Origin of the sequence: Streptomyces sp. NPDC005496 (assembly GCF_042872045.1) — a bacterium.
In the GTDB taxonomy this organism is placed as follows: Bacteria; Actinomycetota; Actinomycetes; order Streptomycetales; family Streptomycetaceae; genus Streptomyces.
Genome location: NZ_JBIAJQ010000001.1, coordinates 788,795 through 806,110, shown reverse-complemented (window position 1 = coordinate 806,110; position 17,316 = coordinate 788,795). Strand labels below are relative to the sequence as shown.

Below are 17,316 nucleotides of genomic sequence, written 5' to 3'. Positions count from 1 at the left end.
GTGCCGCGCGGGCAGGGGGAGCCGCCCGCCGCGGACGGGCCCGGGGCGGCCGGTGGACGCGGGCCCCGGGTCGCCGTCGTCGGGGGCGGACCCGGCGGGCTCTACGCCGCCGCACTGCTCAAGCGGCTCCGCCCCGAGCGCGAGATCACCGTCTGGGAGCGCAACGCGCCCGACGACACCTTCGGCTTCGGCGTCGTGCTCTCCGACGAGACGCTCGGCGGCATCGAGCACGCCGACCCGGTCGTCCACGAGGCCCTGCGGTCCGAGTTCGTGCGCTGGGACGACATCGACATCGTGCACCGCGGGGTACGCCACACCTCCGGCGGCCACGGCTTCGCGGCGCTCGGCAGGCGCCGGCTCCTGGAGATCCTGCACGAACGCTGCCGCGGCCTCGGCGTGGAGCTGCGCTTCCGCACCGAGGCCCCGCCCGCGGCCGAGCTGGCGGCCACCCACGACCTCGTCGTCGCCGCCGACGGGGTGCACAGCCTCACGCGGCGGGCGTACGCCGAGGCGTTCGGCCCCTCCGTCGAGGAACACCGCTGCCGCTACATCTGGCTCGCCGCGGACTTCGCCTTCGAGGCGTTCCGCTTCGAGATCGCCGAGACCGAGCACGGCGTGATGCAACTGCACGGCTACCCGTACGCGGCCGACGCCTCCACCGTCATCGTCGAGATGCGCGAAGAGGTCTGGCGCGCGGCCGGGTTCGCGGAGCTGGACGAGGCGGGGTCGGTGGAGCGGTGCGCAAAGATCTTCGCGGACGCCCTCGGCGGCCGGCCGCTGCGGTCCCACCGCTCCGCCTGGACGAACTTCCGCACCGTCGTCAACGACCGCTGGTCGCACGGGAATCTCGTCCTCCTCGGCGACGCCGCGCACACCGCCCACTTCTCCATCGGCTCCGGTACGAAGCTCGCGGTCGAGGACGCCCTGGCCCTCGCCGCCTGCCTGGAGGAGCAGCCGTCCCTCGGGGAGGCGCTGGCCGCCTACGAGGCGGAGCGGCGCCCGGTGGTCGCGTCCACGCAGCGCGCCGCGCGAGCCAGTCTGGAGTGGTTCGAGGACATGGGGCTCCATCTCGCGCAGCCGCCAAGGCAGTTCGCCTTCAACCTGCTCACCCGCAGCCGCCGCGTCACGCACGACAACCTGCGGCTGCGGGACGCCCGCTTCGTGGCCTGCGTGGAGCGCGAGTTCGGCTGCCCGCCCGACACGCCCCCCATGTTCACGCCCTTCCGGCTGCGCGACCTGCGGCTGCGCAACCGCGTCGTGGTGTCCCCCATGGACCTGTACTCGGCCACCGACGGCCTGCCCGGCGACTTCCACCTCGTCCACCTCGGGGCGCGGGCGCTGGGCGGCGCCGGACTGGTCATGACCGAGATGGTGTGCGTCAGCCCCGAGGGCCGCATCACACCCGGCTGCGCCGGCCTCTACACCCCCGGACAGGCCGAGTCGTGGCGCCGGATCACCGACTTCGTGCACCGCGCCGCACCGGGCACGGCCATCGGCCTCCAGCTCGGCCACTCGGGCCGCAAGGGGTCGACGAAGCTGATGTGGGAGGGCATCGACGAACCGCTGGACGCGGGCAACTGGCCCGTCGTGGCGGCCTCGCCGATCCCGTACCGCCCGGACAGCCAGACACCGCGTGAACTTGTCCGCTCCCAACTGACCGACATCCGCGAACAGTTCGCGGCCGCCGCACGACGCGCCGCCCGCTGCGGCTTCGACCTGCTCGAACTGCACTGCGCCCACGGCTATCTGCTGTCCGGCTTCCTGTCGCCGCTGACCAACCGCAGGACCGACGCGTACGGCGGTTCCCTCGCCGGAAGGCTGCGGTTCCCGCTGGAGGTGTTCGACGCCGTACGCGCCGTATGGCCGCAGGAGCGGCCCATGACGGTGCGGATCTCCGCCACCGACTGGGCCGAGGGAGGCACCACGGCCGACGAGGCGGTCGGGATCGCCCGGGCCTTCGCCGCCCACGGCGCCGACGCGATCGACGTCTCCACCGGCCAGGTCGTCGCCGACGAACACCCCCGGTACGGCCGCTCGTACCAGACGCCCTTCGCCGACCGGATCCGCAACGAGACCGGGATCCCCGTCATCGCCGTCGGCGCGATCTCCTCCTGGGACGACGTCAACTCCCTGATCCTGGCCGGCCGCACGGACCTGTGCGCGCTGGCCCGCCCGCACCTCTACGACCCGCACTGGACGCTGCACGCGGCGGCCGAGCAGGGGTACGCGGGCCCCGGCGTCGTCTGGCCCGAGCCGTACCGGGCGGGCAGCAGGCGCCCGCAGACCGGACGCACGGACGCCCCCAAACCCCGTCTGCGGCTGGGTGATTGACGGCCCCCGGGCAGGGCGGGCCGGTTGTCCCGACTGGTGGGCGTGCGGCCGCGCAGGGCGTCGCCGGCCGCCGGGCCGGCCGTGAAGACGTGGGCGTCACCGTCGTCGAGGCGCGGCCGAAGTGCGGTTCGCCCTCAGTCCGCGCGCGCCTACCTCACCGACGCCCCTCGCCCGCCCAGGTGCCGCACGTGACCGCGGCCGTGTCCCGTCAACCGGCCCGTTCCGCCGGTGAGATGCCCGCGAACTCCGCCCCGGCGTCCCGCAGCCGCTCGTGCAGGTCCCGGAAGACGGCCGCCGACCGGGCCCCCGGCCAGTCACCGGGCAGCAGCTCGGCCGGCAGCCCGGGATCGGCGTACGGCAGATGACGCCAGGAGTCCAGGGCGAGGAGGTAGTCGCGGTACGCCTCCTCCGGCGGGGTGTCCGCGCGCCGCTCCCAGGCGTGCAGCACGGGCGCGTGGGCGTCGAGGAACGCCTCGTGCTGCTTGGCGATGGCGGTGAGGTCCCACCAGCGTGCGACCGCCTCCGTGGTCGCCGCGAAGCCCAGGTGCTCGCCCCGGAAGAGGTCCACGTACGGATCGAGCCGCAGCCGCGCCAGGGCGTGCCGGGTCTCCTCGTACAGCCGCGCGGGGGCGATCCACACGCCCGGGGCCGCCGCGCCGAAGCCGAGCCCGGCCAGCCGGGAGCGCAGCACGTGACGCTTCTGCCGTTCCGACTCCGGTACGGAGAACACCGCGAGCACCCAGCCCTCGTCCCGCGGGGCCGCCGCCGCGTACACGCGCCGGTCGCCGTCCTCCAGCAGCTGCCGCGCGGCGGGCGACAGCGCGTACCCGGCCGCGCCGCCCGCCGTGCGCTCCGGCAGGAGCAGCCCGCGCCGCTTGAGCCGCGAGACCGAGGACCGTACGGAGGGCGCGTCGACGCCGACCGCGGCGAGGAGCCGGATCAGTTCGGCGACCGGCACCGGGCCGGGCGCGAAGCGGCCGTAGGCGCCGTAGAACGTGACGATGAGGGACCGGGGGGCGTGTTGCTCGGACACGTTGATCACTCTAAAGCGTAGATCATTCCGGCCGGCCGGCCCGGGGGACGCCGGTGCCGTCCGCGGGGGTGTCACCGGCCGCCGCGCGCAGCCGGAACCGTTGCAGTTTCCCCGTCGCCGTGCGCGGCAGCGCTTCCAGGAAGACGATCCGGCGCGGGCACTTGTACGGCGCCAGCTCGGACTTGAGGAACGCGCGCAGCGCCTCGGCGTCCCGGGGCGCGTCCGGCCGTAGCACCGCGTACGCCACCGCGACCTGGCCGCGCTCCTCGTCGGGGTGCCCCACCACGGCCGTCTCGACCACGTCCGGATGGCGCAGCAGCGCCTCCTCGACCTCGGGGCCCGCGATGTTGTACCCGGCCGAGATGATCATGTCGTCGGCGCGGGCCACGTAGCGGAAGCTGCCGTCCGGGTCGCGTACGTAGGTGTCGCCGGTGAGGTTCCAGCCGCCGCGTACGTACTCCCGCTGCCGCGCGTCGGCGAGGTAACGGCAGCCGACCGGCCCGCGCACGGCGAGCAGCCCGGGTTCGCCGTCGGGCACGGACTCGCCCGAGCCGTCGACCACGCGTGCCTCCCAGCCCGGCACCGGCAGCCCCGTCGTGCCGGGCCGGATCCGCTCGTCGGCCGCGGAGATGAAGATGTGCAGCAGCTCGGTGGCGCCGATGCCGTTGATGATCCGCAGGCCGGTCCGCGTGTGCCAGGCGTGCCAGGTGGCGGCGGGCAGGTTCTCGCCCGCCGAGACGCACCGGCGCAGCGACCCGACGTCGTGGCCGTCGACGCCGTCGAGCATCGCCCGGTACGCGGTCGGAGCGGTGAAGAGCACCGACACCCGGTGCCGGGCGATCGCCGGCAACAGCTGCCGGGGGCCCGCCTGTTCGAGGAGCAGGGAACTCGCGCCGGCCCGCAGCGGGAAGATGACGAGCCCGCCGAGCCCGAAGGTGAAGCCCAGCGGGGGACTGCCGGCGAAGACGTCGTCCGGGCGTGGCCTCAGCACGTGCGCGGAGAAGGTGTCCGCGATCGCCAGCACATCCCGGTGGAAGTGCATGCAGCCCTTGGGCCGTCCGGTGGTGCCTGAGGTGAAGGCGATGAGCGCGACGTCGTCGGCGGCGGTGTCGGCCGCCGGGTACGGCCCGTCCGGCGCGCCGGCGATCAGCGGCAGCAGGTCGTCGGGCGCGTCCCCGCCGTACGTCGTCACGCGCAGCCCGGCGACCCCGGCCCCGACCAGGTCGTCCACGCACCGCGCGTCGCACAGCGCGTGGGTCACCCGGGCGATCCCGCACATCGTGCGCAGTTCGTGCGGCCGCTGCTGCGCCAGCACCGTGACGGCCACCGCGCCCGCCTTCAGCACCGCCAGCCAGCAGGCGGCCAGCCACGGCGTGGTGGGTCCGCGCAGCAGCACCCGGTTGCCCGGCACGACCCCCAGCTCGCCGGTGAGGACGTGGGCGATCCGGTCGACGCGGTCGAGCAACTGCCCGTACGTCCACGCCGGTCCGGAGTCCGTGCGGAACGCGGGCCGCTCCGCGCCGAACCGCGTCACCGTGCGGTCCAGCAGCTCGACGGCGCAGTTCAGCCGGCCGGGATACCGCAGTTCGGGCAGCTCGAACCGGAGCTCGGGCCACTGGTCCGGGGGCGGGAGGTGGTCGCGCGCGAAGGTGTCCACGTGGGCCGAGACCGACGGTCCGCGTGCGGCGCCGGACGCGCCCTCGGCGTGCGTCGTGGTCCCGGCGTCCCCGGGGTGTCTGGGATCCATGGCCGTTCGCCCCCTTGTCGTGGTGGGCTGGCACGAGGAGCGTATCGTGTTGGTGACGACAGTCAACGGTCCGCGATACGGTCGCGGGAAGCGGCCACGGGCGGCACCGCGCCGGTCCGCCGTGCCCGGACGACGTGGGCCGGACCCGGCCGCCCTCGGGTCCCGCACGACGCGTCCGGCCGCCCGCGAACCGCGCGGCCCACGGGAGAGGACCGGCAGTGACCGCATTCGCGCTCGACCCGGAACAGACCGCCTGGTGCGCCGAGTTGCGCACCCTCGCCGAACAACGGCTGCGGCCCCTCGCGGAGAAGGCCGACCCCGGCCACGTCAACCGGCCGCTCGTCGCGGAGTTGGGTCGGCTCGGCCTGCTCACCCGGCTCTTCACCTCGGGCGCGCTCGACCTGTGCCTGATGCGCGAGTCCCTGGCACAGACCTGCACCGAGGCCGAGACGGCCCTCGCCCTCCAGGGCCTGGGCGCCCACCCGGTGCACGCCCACGGCACACCCGCCCAGCGGGAGCGCTGGCTGCCGGGCGTGCGCGAGGGCACCGCCGTCGCCGCGTTCGCGCTGAGCGAGCCGGGCGCGGGATCGGACGCGGCGGCGCTGGCCCTGCGCGCCGACCGGGACGGCCCCGGACGGTGGCGGCTCACCGGCGAGAAGTGCTGGATCTCCAACGCCCCCGAGGCCGACTTCTACACCGTCTTCGCCCGCACCACCCGGGACGCGGGCGCCCGCGGCGTGACCGCGTTCCTCGTCCCGGCCGACCGCCCCGGACTCACCGGCACCCCGCTGGACCTCCTCTCCCCGCACCCCGTCGGCGCCCTCGGCTTCGACGCCGTGCCGGTCACGGCCGACGACGTCCTCGGCGAGACGGACGAGGGGTTCCGGGTGGCCATGAGCACCCTCAACCTCTTCCGGCCGAGCGTGGGCGCCTTCGCGGTCGGCATGGCGCAGGCGGCCCTGGACGCGACCCTCGCCCACACCGCCGGGCGCGAGGCGTTCGGCGGACCGCTGCGGGACCTGCAGACCGTGGCCCACCAGGTCGCCGAGATGTCCCTGCGCACGGAGGCCGCCCGCCTCATGGTCTACGCGGCCGCGGCGGCGTACGACGCGGGGGACCCGGACGTGCCCCGGCGGTCCGCGATGGCGAAGCTGCTGGCCACCGAGACCGCCCAGTACGTCGTCGACGCGGCCGTCCAGCTGCACGGCGCCCGCGCTCTGCGCCGCGGCCATCTGCTGGAACACCTCTACCGCGAGGTCCGCGCGCCCCGCATCTACGAGGGTGCGAGCGAGGTCCAACGCGCGGTCATCGCGAAGGAGTTGTACCGGAAGCGGCCCGGCACCGCGCACCGCGGCGGGACCGGGGAAGGCGGCGCCCGGTGACCACCGAACGCGTCAACCCGCCGGATCTGTCGCCGCCCACCGGCTTCTCCCACGCGGTCGTCGCCACCGGCACCCGGGTGGTCTTCCTCGCGGGCCAGACCTCGCTGGACGCCGACGGCCGGGTGGTGGGAGAGACGCTGCCGGAGCAGTTCCGGACGGCGCTCGGCAACCTGCTGGCCGCCCTCCGGGCGGCGGGCGGCACCCCCGCCGACCTGGCCCGCGTCACCGTCTACGCGACCGACGTCGCGGACTACCGCGCGCGGGCCGCCGAACTGGGCCGCGTCTGGCGGGAGCTGGCGGGCCGCGACTATCCCGCGATGGCCGTCATCGGCGCCGTACGCCTCTGGGACGAACAGGCGCTCGTCGAACTGGACGGCTTCGCGGTGCTTCCCTAGCGGCTGCCGCCGTTCCGGGTCCCCGGGCGCCCTGCCCGGGGCGAGGTCAGGCGGCGACGGCCAGCAGGTCCACCGAGACCCGGCACGGGGCGACGACGCTGCCGTCGGGCAGCAGCTCGCCGGTGTCGTCGAAGACGATCGCACCGTCGCACCTGAGGCTCCACCCCTGCTCGGGGTGGGCGGCGACGATGTGCGCGGCCTCGCGGCCGGGACGGTCCGAAGACTGGTGGGAACACATGGCGCACCTCCACGTCTGATGCGATCTACGGCCGGTGGCACCGCCACCGTCTCGCATGAACAGACCATCCTCCTGCGGCGAACTCATCGGAACACCCGGCCGTGAAGCGTGACAACACGCGGACAACACGGGTACGCCGCCAAGACGCCCGGGGCGGTTCCGGTACCGGAGACGGGGCCCGGCGCCCGCGCGAGCGGGCCGTGGCGGACGCGCCGCCGAAGGGGTGACGGTCGGCGCGGAGGGCCGCGGCGGCCCGGTGCCCGTGGAACACCCCTGAGAGACCCCTTTGCGGGCCCCCCACTCCAGGAGGTACTCCATGTCCTTCCGTCAGGCCGTCGGCGCGGCCACCGGTGCCGCGCTGCTCCTGCTGACCGCCCCCGCCGCCGCGCACGCCCTCGACGAACCCCTCGTCCCGGCCGCCCCCGCCACCCCGGCGGCCCCCGTCGCCGCGGCCGAGTCGGTCACCGTCGACACCGCCGGCAAGCTCGCCGTGGACGGCACGATCACCCTCTCCGGCACCTACCGCTGCTCCGGGGCGACCGGCCCGGTCTTCGTCAGCTCCTCCCTGGTGCAGGGCGACGGCAACGTCCGGCACGGCATCGGCGGTACCCGCGCGGTCTGCGACGGCGCCGAACATCGCTGGGCGAACACGGCCCGCCTGGACACGACGGCGTTCGCGGCGGGCGAGGCCCACGTGGAGGCCACGCTCATGGAGCTGCGGCCCGGGTTCCTCGGCCTCCCGCTGCCGCACTTCCACGCGACCAGCCAGCGGCAGGTCATGCTCGCCCAGGCATGAGACCGCGGACACCCCGCCCGGATCCGGACAGCACCGCCCGGATCCGGGCGCGCCCGAACACGGCTCCGATCCGGATACGAGGGCGGCCCGGCGTGAGACCGGAGGACCGGGGGCACAGCCCCGCCGCTCGCGGAGACGCAAGCCTGCGGAGGCATACGAGCCTGCCGTCCCGCCGACGCGCTGAACCCGTCGGCCTGCTGACCGCTGACAGGCGGACAGGCGGACACACTGAGCGTGCCGACCTGCCGAGCCGGCCTAACCTGCGGAGTTCGCGGGGCCCGTCGAGCCCCGCGAACCCGCCGAGCCCGCCAGCCCTACGAGCCCAGCGTCCGTCACAGATCCGAGGCGCCGACGGGCCGGGCGATCGGCGGCGCCGGGGCGAGGCCGAGGTGGGTCACGTACGGGGCGAGGAGGGCCGCCGCGCCGAGCATCGCGACCCCGCGTGCCGTGAGCCTGCGCCGCCAGTCGTCGAGAGCGGCCGACAGCGCCTGCGTACCGCCTGCCGTACGGATCTGCCGGACCACGGCGGAGATGTGGTCCAGCGGATGGCCCCCGCGCCGCAGGAGGTGGGCGAGTTCCGCGTCACGGATGTCGTCGGCCCCGTACACCCGGTGCCCGGTGACCGGCTCGCGCCCGGGGCAGAGGATGCCTGCGGCTTCCCAGTTGCGCAGGGTCGCGGCGGTGACGCCGAGACGGTGGGCCAGCTCGCCGACGCTCAGCCGCGCCGCCCCCGAGGGCGCGTACGGGACGGCGGCCCCGTCGCCGGTCAGGTGCTCGACGGCCCGCCCGACGGCGTCCAGCGTCTCCCGGTCACGCAGCAGTTGGGCGTGGCCGCGGTCGACGGCCGTGAGCGCGGCGTCGACATCGCCCGCGTGGAGCGCCCGCATGACCTGCCCGCCCACGGCGTGACCGTGCGCCGAGACGAGCGCCAGAAAGGCGCGCAGGGCCGCCGCGTGCGCCTCGGTGTAGGAGCGGTAGCCGGCCGGGGTGCGCGCCGCAGGCGGGATAAAGCCGTCCCGCTCGTAGTTGCGGACCGCCTGGGTCGAGAGGCCGTGCTCGCGGGCGAGGTCGGAAGGACGCAGCTGCACCATGGTTTGAGACTTTAGCGGGGCCGACCTGCGTGTTAGCCGCCCAAGTCTCAACCGGTCTTGCAGGGATACGATCGAACCTCATGACCACACAGCTCCCGGCCCCGCGCCGCGCCGGCCGTCATGACCACCTCCGCGTGCACGGCGCGCGGGAGAACAACCTCCGGAACGTCGACCTCGCCGTCCCCAAGCATCAACTGACCGTGTTCACCGGGGTGTCCGGCTCGGGCAAGAGCTCCCTGGTGTTCGACACGATCGCCGCCGAGTCGCAGCGGTTGATCAACGAGACCTACAGCACCTTCGTGCAGGGCTTCATGCCCTCGGCGGCGCGGCCCGAGGTCGACGTCCTCGAAGGGTTGACGGCCGCGATCGTCGTCGACCAGAAGCCGCTGGGCACGAGTCCCCGCTCCACGGTCGGCACGGCCACCGACGCGGGCGCCCTGCTGCGGATCCTGTTCAGCCGCCTCGCAGTGCCGCACATCGGCTCGCAGAAGGCGTTCGCCTTCAACATCGCCTCCGCCGACGCCACGGGCACGCTGGTGGTGAACGGCAGGAGCGTCGAGAAGGGGTTCAGCGTCGTCGGCGGCATGTGCCCGCGCTGTGAGGGCTTGGGCGCCGTCTCCGACATCGACCCGGCCCGGCTCTACGACGCGTCCAGGTCGCTCGCGGACGGCGCGATCACCGTGCCCGGCTGGAAACCCGGCAGTTGGGTGGTGCGGTCGTTCACCGAGTCCGGCCTCCTCGACCCGCACAGGCCGGTCCGCGACTACACCCGCGACGAACTGGAGGTCTTCCTGCACCGGGAGCCGGTCAAGGTCCTGGTGGGCGGGCTCACCACGACGTACGAGGGCCTGGTCGCACGGGTGCGGAAGGCGTTCCTCACCAAGGACCGCGACGCGCTGCGTCCGCATGTCCGGGCCTTCGTGGACCGGGCGGTGACGTTCTCCGTCTGCCCGGAGTGCGAGGGCACCCGGCTGAGTGGGACGGCCCGCTCGTCGCGGATCGGGAAGACCAATATCGCCGACGCGTGCGCGATGCAGATCGGCGACCTGGCCGACTGGGTCCGCGGCCTCGCGGAGCCCTCGGTCCGGACGCTCGTGCAGGTGCTCGCCGGGACGCTGGACTCGTTCGTCGGGATCGGGCTCGGCTACCTCTCGCTGGACCGGCCGGTGGGAACGCTGTCGGGCGGTGAGGCGCAGCGCGTGAAGATGGTCCGCCACCTCGGTTCGGCGCTGACCGACGTCACGTACGTGTTCGACGAGCCCACCATCGGTCTGCACCCGCACGACATCCGGCGGATGAACGACCTGCTGCTGCGGCTGCGCGACAAGGGCAACACGGTGCTGGTCGTGGAGCACAAGCCGGAGACGATCGCGATCGCCGACCACGTCGTCGACCTCGGGCCCGGGGCCGGCACGGACGGCGGGCGGGTGGTCTTCGAGGGCACCGTGGGGGAGTTGCGGACCTCCGGCACGCTCACCGGACGGCACCTGGACGACCGCGTGGTCCTCAAGGACGCGGTGCGCGAGCCGTCCGGCGCGCTCCAGGTGCGAGGCGCCGGCGAGCACAACCTGCGCGATGTCGACGTGGACATCCCGCTCGGCGTGCTCACCGTGATCACGGGGGTCGCAGGCTCGGGCAAGAGCTCGCTGATCCACGGCTCGGTCGCCGGACGGGACGGCGTGGTGACCGTCGACCAGAGCGCCATCAAGGGATCCCGGCGCAGCAACCCGGCGACGTACACCGGACTGCTCGACCCGATCCGCAAGGCGTTCGCGAAGGCCAACGGCGTGAAGCCGGCGCTGTTCAGCGCCAACTCCGATGGCGCCTGCCCCACTTGCCGGGGTGCCGGCGTCGTGTACACGGACCTGGCGATCATGGCCGAGGTCGCCACGACCTGCGAGGAGTGCGAGGGGAAGCGGTTCCAGGCGTCGGTGCTCGAACACCGCTTGGGCGGCCGGGACATCAGCGAGGTGTTCGCGATGCCGGTGGCCGAGGCCGAGGCGTTCTTCCGCGAGGGAGCGGCGCGCACTCCGGCCGCGCACGCCGTCCTGACCCGGCTGGCCGACGTCGGGCTCGGCTACCTCAGCCTGGGCCAGCCGCTCACCACCCTGTCCGGCGGCGAACGCCAGCGCCTCAAGCTGGCCACCCACATGTCGGAGAAGGGCGGCGTGTACGTCCTCGACGAGCCGACCACCGGCCTGCACCTCGCCGACGTGGAACAACTCCTCGGCCTGCTCGACCGGTTGGTCGACTCCGGCAAGTCGGTCGTCGTCATCGAGCACCACCAGGCGGTGATGGCCCACGCGGACTGGATCATCGACCTCGGCCCGGGCGCCGGGCACGACGGCGGCCGCGTCGTCTTCGAAGGCACCCCGGCCGACCTCGTCGCCGCCCGCTCGACCCTCACGGGCGAACACCTCGCGGAGTACGTCGGCGCCCGGGACGGAGTCCTGCGGACGCCGTGAGGGGCTAACCCCTCACGGGCCGTCGGCCTGTCCCGGGCGCCCGAGCGCTCAGATGTCCCGGAAGATCTCGATCTGCGCGCCGATCGTGTTCAGCCGCTCCGCCAGGTCCTCGTAACCGCGGTTGATGACGTAGACGTTGCGCAGGACGGACGTGCCCTCGGCCGCCATCATCGCCAGCAGCACGACCACGGCCGGCCGCAGCGCGGGCGGGCACATCATCTCGGCGGCCCGCCAGCGGGTCGGGCCCTCGACCAGGACGCGGTGCGGGTCGAGCAACTGGAGCCTGCCGCCGAGGCGGTTGAGGTCCGTGAGGTAGATCGCGCGGTTGTCGTACACCCAGTCGTGGATCAGCGTCTTGCCCTGCGCGGAGGCCGCGATGGCCGCGAAGAAGGGGACGTTGTCGATGTTCAGACCCGGGAACGGCATCGGGTGGATCTTGTCGATCGGCGCCTCCAGCTTGGAGGGCCGGACGGTGAGGTCCACCAGGCGCGTACGCCCGTTGTCGGCGAAGTACTCGGCCGTGCGGTCGTGGTCGAGGCCCATCTCCTCCAGGACCGCGAGCTCGATCTCCAGGAACTCGATCGGGACCCGACACACCTTCAGCTCCGACTCCGTGACCACGGCGGCGGCGAGCAGGCTCATCGCCTCGACCGGGTCCTCGGAGGGCGAGTAGTCCACGTCGACGTCGATGTTCGGCACGCCGTGCACGGTGAGCGTGGTGGTGCCGATGCCCTCGACCCGTACGCCCAGGGCCTCCAGGAAGAAGCACAGGTCCTGGACCATGTAGTTCGAGGAGGCGTTGCGGATGACGGTCACGCCGTCGTGGCGGGCCGCGGCCAGCAGCGCGTTCTCCGTCACCGTGTCGCCGCGCTCGGTCAGCACGATCGGCCGGTCGGGGGAGACCGACCGGTCGACCTGCGCGTGGTAGAGCCCCTCGGTGGCCGCGATGTCCAGCCCGAACCGGCGCAGCGCGATCATGTGCGGCTCGATCGTGCGCGTACCGAGGTCGCAGCCGCCCGCGTACGGCAGCTTGAAGTTGTCCACCCGGTGCAGCAGCGGGCCCAGGAACATGATGATCGAGCGGGTGCGGCGGGCCGCGTCCGCGTCGATGGTGCTCATGTCGAGGTCGGCCGGCGGCACGATCTCCAGGTCGACGCCGTCGTTGATCCAGCGGGTGCGTACGCCGATGGAGCCCAGCACCTCCAGAAGGCGGTACACCTCCTCGATGCGGGCGACCCGGCGCAGCACGGTGCGGCCCTTGTTGAGCAGCGTGGCGCACAGCAGCGCCACGCAGGCGTTCTTGCTGGTCTTGACGTCGATGGAGCCGGACAGGCGACGGCCGCCGACCACCCGCAGATGCATGGGACCCGCGTAGCCCAGCGAGACGATCTCGCTGTCCAGCGCCTCACCGATTCGGGCGATCATCTCAAGGCTGATGTTTTGATTGCCGCGCTCGATGCGGTTGACGGCGCTCTGGCTGGTGCCGAGTGCCTCGGCGAGCTGTGACTGTGTCCAGCCCCGGTGCTGCCGGGCGTCACGGATGAGCTTGCCGATGCGTACGAGGTAGTCGTCTGCCATGAGGCCGAGGTTATCTCAGATATGAGATGGCGCCTTCCGGGGGGTCCCTTCAGGTGACACGCTCTCAGCCGCGGGCCCCTCGGCAGGGGTGACGTGCCGTCGGCCCGGCCCTACCGTCGCTTGGCGGTCCGGGTACGCCGCCAGCCGAACGGACCCGGCAGGTCCATCGACGTCGTGCGCCGACCGGTGCTGCTGTGCGTGTGCCGGGGTCCGTTCGCGCCACCCGTGGTGATGGACCAGGAGTGCCGGTTGATGTTCAGACGGACGCCGGGGAGGATGCGGAAGCTCTTGCGGAAAGTGATAGCCATGGCCTACGGCTACCCGCGCCTCCCACGATAATTCGACGCGAAAAACCGCCCGGCGGAGCCGAGTTGGCCCCCGCACCCGCCAACTCCGGGAGCCTGCCCGGGGCCTCCGCGCACTGAGGGCCCGGCCGGGCGCCGACCACGTAGGACGTGGGGAGACTCTGATGATGACGACCCGCACCACCGCACGCGGGGTCCCTTGCCGCGCCGGGGACGAGTCCCCCTCCGGGGCCGGCCACATCACCGTCGCCGTCGAGAACCCGGACGTGTTCCACGAGCCCGAAGGTGACCCCCGAAAGGTGCAGCGCGCCTCCGCGACCGTCGCCCACTCCTTCTCCCTGATGATGGCGAGGGAGCTGCGCTGCGCCGACGACGGCGGGCTGAAGCCCGCGCGCCGTCGCTGTAGCGCTGGTGCACCCGTGCGCCGCGTACGACGATGAGAGGGCATGACAGGGGTACGCGCTTGGTTGCGCGCAGGGGTCATGTACTACAGTTATCTCGACATCGAGATATCTGCCGAGGCGCCCCGCAGCCGCCAGCCCGGTAAGGGTTACCTAACTTAGCCTTACCTTAGCGGATCGGCCAGTCGTCATGGCGGCAGGATTGCGGTGGGTACGCGCACATATATGAAGGAGACTGTCGTGTCGGCGAACAGCTTCGACGCCCGCAGCACGCTGCAGGTGGGCGACGAGTCGTACGAGATCTTCCGGCTGGACAAGGTGGAGGGCTCGGCCCGCCTGCCGTACAGCCTGAAGGTGCTGCTGGAGAACCTCCTCCGCACCGAGGACGGCGCGAACATCACCGCCGACCACATCCGGGCGATCGGCGGCTGGGACTCCCAGGCGCAGCCGTCGCAGGAGATCCAGTTCACGCCGGCTCGCGTGATCATGCAGGACTTCACCGGCGTGCCCTGCGTCGTGGACCTCGCCACCATGCGCGAGGCCGTCAAGGAGCTCGGCGGCGACCCGGCGAAGGTCAACCCGCTCTCCCCGGCCGAGCTGGTCATCGACCACTCCGTCATCGCCGACAAGTTCGGCACGCACGAGGCCTTCGCGCAGAACGTCGAGCTGGAGTACGGCCGCAACAAGGAGCGCTACCAGTTCCTGCGCTGGGGCCAGACCGCGTTCGACGACTTCAAGGTCGTCCCCCCGGGCACCGGCATCGTCCACCAGGTCAACATCGAGCACCTGGCCCGCACCGTCATGGTCCGCAACGGCCAGGCGTACCCCGACACGCTCGTCGGCACCGACTCGCACACCACGATGGTCAACGGCCTCGGTGTGCTCGGCTGGGGCGTCGGCGGCATCGAGGCCGAGGCCGCGATGCTCGGCCAGCCCGTCTCGATGCTCATCCCGCGCGTCGTCGGCTTCAAGCTCACCGGTGAGCTCAAGCCCGGCACCACCGCCACCGACCTCGTGCTGACCATCACCGAGATGCTGCGCAAGCACGGTGTCGTCGGCAAGTTCGTCGAGTTCTACGGCGAGGGCGTCGCCGCCACCTCGCTCGCCAACCGCGCGACCATCGGCAACATGTCGCCGGAGTTCGGCTCCACCGCCGCGATCTTCCCGATCGACGACGAGACGCTGAAGTACCTGCGCCTGACCGGCCGCGACGCGCAGCAGGTCGCGCTCGTCGAGGCGTACGCCAAGGAGCAGGGCCTCTGGCTCGACCCGGCCGCCGAGCCCGACTTCTCCGAGAAGCTGGAGCTCGACCTCGCCACCGTCGTGCCCTCGATCGCCGGCCCGAAGCGCCCGCAGGACCGCATCGTCCTCGCGAACGCCGCCGAGCAGTTCAAGGCCGACGTCCTCAACTACGTCGAGGCCGGCATCACCGGTGGCGAGGACCGCAAGTCCGGCGTCCCCGCGCAGGAGAAGCCGCACGGCGTGTCCTCCCCGGTGGACGAGGCGAGCGACGAGTCCTTCCCGGCCAGCGACGCCCCGGCCTACGGCCACGACGACAACGGCTCCGGTGCCCCGCAGCACTCGGCCGTCGTCGCCGGCTCCGGCCCGTCGAACCCGGTCACGGTGACCGCCCCCGACGGCTCGACCTACGAGCTCGACCACGGCGCCGTCACGGTCGCCGCGATCACCTCCTGCACCAACACCTCGAACCCGTACGTCATGGTCGCCGCCGCGCTGGTGGCCAAGAAGGCGGTCGAGAAGGGCCTGACCCGCAAGCCGTGGGTCAAGACCACCCTCGCCCCGGGCTCCAAGGTCGTCACCGACTACTTCGACAAGGCGGGGCTCACCCCCTACCTCGACAAGGTCGGCTTCAACCTCGTCGGCTACGGCTGCACCACCTGCATCGGCAACTCCGGCCCGCTGCCGGAGGAGGTCTCCCAGGCGGTCAACGACCACGACCTCGCGGTCACCTCGGTCCTCTCCGGCAACCGGAACTTCGAGGGCCGGATCAACCCCGACGTCAAGATGAACTACCTCGCGTCCCCGCCGCTGGTCGTCGCGTACGCCCTCGCCGGGTCCATGAAGGTGGACGTCACCAAGGACGCCCTCGGCACCGACCAGGACGGCAAGCCGGTCTTCCTCGAGGACATCTGGCCGACCGAGGCCGAGGTCAACGACGTCGTGGCGAACGCCATCGGTGAGGACATGTTCAGCAAGTCCTACCAGGACGTCTTCGCGGGCGACGCCCAGTGGCAGGCGCTGCCGATCCCGACCGGCAACACCTTCGAGTGGGACCCGCAGTCCACCTACGTGCGCAAGCCCCCGTACTTCGAGGGCATGACGATGGAGACCACCCCGGTCTCCGACATCCAGGGCGCGCGCGTCCTCGCCAAGCTGGGCGACTCGGTCACCACCGACCACATCTCCCCGGCCGGCGCCATCAAGGCCGACACCCCGGCCGGCCAGTACCTCACCGAGCACGGTGTGGAGCGTCGTGACTTCAACAGCTACGGCTCGCGCCGCGGCAACCACGAGGTCATGATCCGCGGCACGTTCGCCAACATCCGCCTGCGCAACCAGATCGCGCCGGGCACCGAGGGCGGCTACACCCGCGACTTCACGAAGGACGACGCCCCGGTGTCGTTCATCTACGACGCCTCGCGCAACTACATCGAGCAGGGCATCCCGCTCGTCGTGCTCGCGGGCAAGGAGTACGGCTCCGGCTCGTCCCGCGACTGGGCCGCCAAGGGCACCGCGCTCCTCGGCGTCAAGGCCGTCATCGCCGAGTCCTACGAGCGCATCCACCGCTCGAACCTCATCGGCATGGGCGTCCTGCCGCTCCAGTTCCCGGAGGGCCGGAACGCCGAGTCCCTCGGCCTGACCGGCGAGGAGACCTTCTCCTTCACCGGCGTCGAGGAGCTCAACAACGGCACCACGCCGCGCACGGTGAAGGTCACCACCGACACCGGCGTGGAGTTCGACGCGGTCGTCCGCATCGACACCCCCGGCGAGGCGGACTACTACCGCAACGGCGGCATCATGCAGTACGTGCTGCGCAGCCTGATCCGCAAGTAGCCGGACCAGGAGGCCTCTCACCGGGCCCCGCACGGCAGTTGAGGGCCGCATCCCCGCACGACGGGGGTGCGGCCCTCGCCGTGCTCCGGGCGCCCGGCGCGCGGTCCTCACCGTCGGCAGGGGGCCTGTACGGGCCGGCGTGCGCCCCTCGCCGTCGGCAGGGAGCCTGCCGCGGGCCGGCGCACGCGGTCCTCGTGCCTCGGGTGTGCCGGGTGTGCGGGCCGGATTGGCGCCGTCGTGTGACAGCCGTTTACAGAGGTGCCCGTGCGCGCTAACTTGCGAGTGGGGTGGGAGCGCTCCCATGACGGCGGACCGGAACCCGCCCCGGAAGGGCCGTTCCCACCTCGCCCGTCCGTGCCGCCCGGCGGCGGTCCACGGCTCGGGGCGGACCGGGTGGGGCCTTGGGACTCACCCGGTCCGCGAGCCCGGTCCGGCCGAAGGGGGGAGTGCCGGCCCGAGGTGGTGCGTGGCTTGTGACG

The 17,316-nt window shown here is 72.8% G+C and carries 12 protein-coding genes; 6 read left to right on the top strand and 6 right to left on the bottom strand.

Annotated features, from left to right (window positions below):
- The gene (locus ACFYQQ_RS03650) at positions 1-2,331 is read left to right on the top strand and encodes a bifunctional salicylyl-CoA 5-hydroxylase/oxidoreductase (RefSeq protein ID WP_355790426.1); all 2,331 of its coding nucleotides are present in this window, start codon (positions 1-3) and stop codon (positions 2,329-2,331) included.
- Between the two features lie 208 nt (positions 2,332-2,539).
- Here ACFYQQ_RS03650 and ACFYQQ_RS03645 read toward each other — a convergent pair whose 3' ends face one another.
- Together ACFYQQ_RS03645 and ACFYQQ_RS03640 are read right to left on the bottom strand one after the other, a co-directional pair.
- Positions 2,540-3,373: a PaaX family transcriptional regulator C-terminal domain-containing protein gene (locus ACFYQQ_RS03645; protein WP_355790424.1), complete on the bottom strand. Its 834-nt coding sequence runs from the start codon at positions 3,371-3,373 to the stop codon at positions 2,540-2,542.
- A 13-nt stretch (positions 3,374-3,386) separates the two neighbouring features.
- A complete protein-coding gene (locus tag ACFYQQ_RS03640) occupies positions 3,387-5,111 on the bottom strand; it encodes an AMP-binding protein (RefSeq protein WP_388903216.1) in 1,725 nt (574 codons plus the stop codon).
- A 218-nt stretch (positions 5,112-5,329) separates the two neighbouring features.
- On the opposite strand from ACFYQQ_RS03640, the gene ACFYQQ_RS03635 reads away from it, so the two are divergent.
- Positions 5,330-6,493 carry an acyl-CoA dehydrogenase family protein gene (locus ACFYQQ_RS03635; RefSeq protein ID WP_388903213.1) on the top strand — a complete coding sequence of 388 codons (1,164 nt, stop codon included), beginning with the start codon at positions 5,330-5,332 and terminating at the stop codon, positions 6,491-6,493.
- The gene (locus ACFYQQ_RS03630) at positions 6,490-6,888 is read left to right on the top strand and encodes a RidA family protein (protein ID WP_355794814.1); all 399 of its coding nucleotides are present in this window, start codon (positions 6,490-6,492) and stop codon (positions 6,886-6,888) included. The genes ACFYQQ_RS03635 and ACFYQQ_RS03630 overlap by 4 nt, the downstream gene beginning before the upstream one ends.
- A 46-nt stretch (positions 6,889-6,934) precedes the next feature.
- On the opposite strand, the gene ACFYQQ_RS03625 is transcribed toward ACFYQQ_RS03630, so the two are convergent.
- Positions 6,935-7,126 carry a DUF5999 family protein gene (locus tag ACFYQQ_RS03625; RefSeq protein ID WP_355794812.1) on the bottom strand — a complete coding sequence of 64 codons (192 nt, stop codon included), beginning with the start codon at positions 7,124-7,126 and terminating at the stop codon, positions 6,935-6,937.
- Between the two features lie 316 nt (positions 7,127-7,442).
- Between ACFYQQ_RS03625 and ACFYQQ_RS03620 the strand changes: the two genes are divergently transcribed.
- Complete coding sequence (locus ACFYQQ_RS03620; RefSeq protein WP_355795610.1) at positions 7,443-7,922, top strand: DUF6299 family protein; 480 nt, start codon at positions 7,443-7,445, stop codon at positions 7,920-7,922.
- Between the two features lie 332 nt (positions 7,923-8,254).
- Here the strand turns inward: ACFYQQ_RS03620 and ACFYQQ_RS03615 are convergent, their stop codons facing one another.
- Positions 8,255-9,013 (bottom strand): TioE family transcriptional regulator, encoded by a 759-nt coding sequence (locus ACFYQQ_RS03615; RefSeq protein ID WP_356172997.1) that lies wholly within the window; start codon positions 9,011-9,013, stop codon positions 8,255-8,257.
- 80 nt (positions 9,014-9,093) lie between these two features.
- Here ACFYQQ_RS03615 and ACFYQQ_RS03610 point away from each other — a divergent pair, with 80 nt between their 5' ends.
- Complete coding sequence (locus ACFYQQ_RS03610; RefSeq protein ID WP_356241982.1) at positions 9,094-11,478, top strand: excinuclease ABC subunit UvrA; 2,385 nt, start codon at positions 9,094-9,096, stop codon at positions 11,476-11,478.
- 48 nt (positions 11,479-11,526) lie between these two features.
- Here the strand turns inward: ACFYQQ_RS03610 and ACFYQQ_RS03605 are convergent, their stop codons facing one another.
- Together ACFYQQ_RS03605 and ACFYQQ_RS03600 are read right to left on the bottom strand one after the other, a co-directional pair.
- Positions 11,527-13,056, bottom strand: a complete 1,530-nt coding sequence (locus ACFYQQ_RS03605; RefSeq protein WP_355784870.1) for a UDP-N-acetylglucosamine 1-carboxyvinyltransferase — start codon at positions 13,054-13,056, stop codon at positions 11,527-11,529.
- 110 nt (positions 13,057-13,166) lie between these two features.
- Positions 13,167-13,364 carry a DUF4236 domain-containing protein gene (locus tag ACFYQQ_RS03600; RefSeq protein ID WP_355784868.1) on the bottom strand — a complete coding sequence of 66 codons (198 nt, stop codon included), beginning with the start codon at positions 13,362-13,364 and terminating at the stop codon, positions 13,167-13,169.
- Positions 13,365-13,987: 623 nt separating this feature from the next.
- Here ACFYQQ_RS03600 and ACFYQQ_RS03595 point away from each other — a divergent pair.
- Positions 13,988-16,837: an aconitate hydratase gene (locus tag ACFYQQ_RS03595; RefSeq protein WP_388903206.1), complete on the top strand. Its 2,850-nt coding sequence runs from the start codon at positions 13,988-13,990 to the stop codon at positions 16,835-16,837.
- The last annotated feature ends 479 nt before the right edge of the window (positions 16,838-17,316 follow it).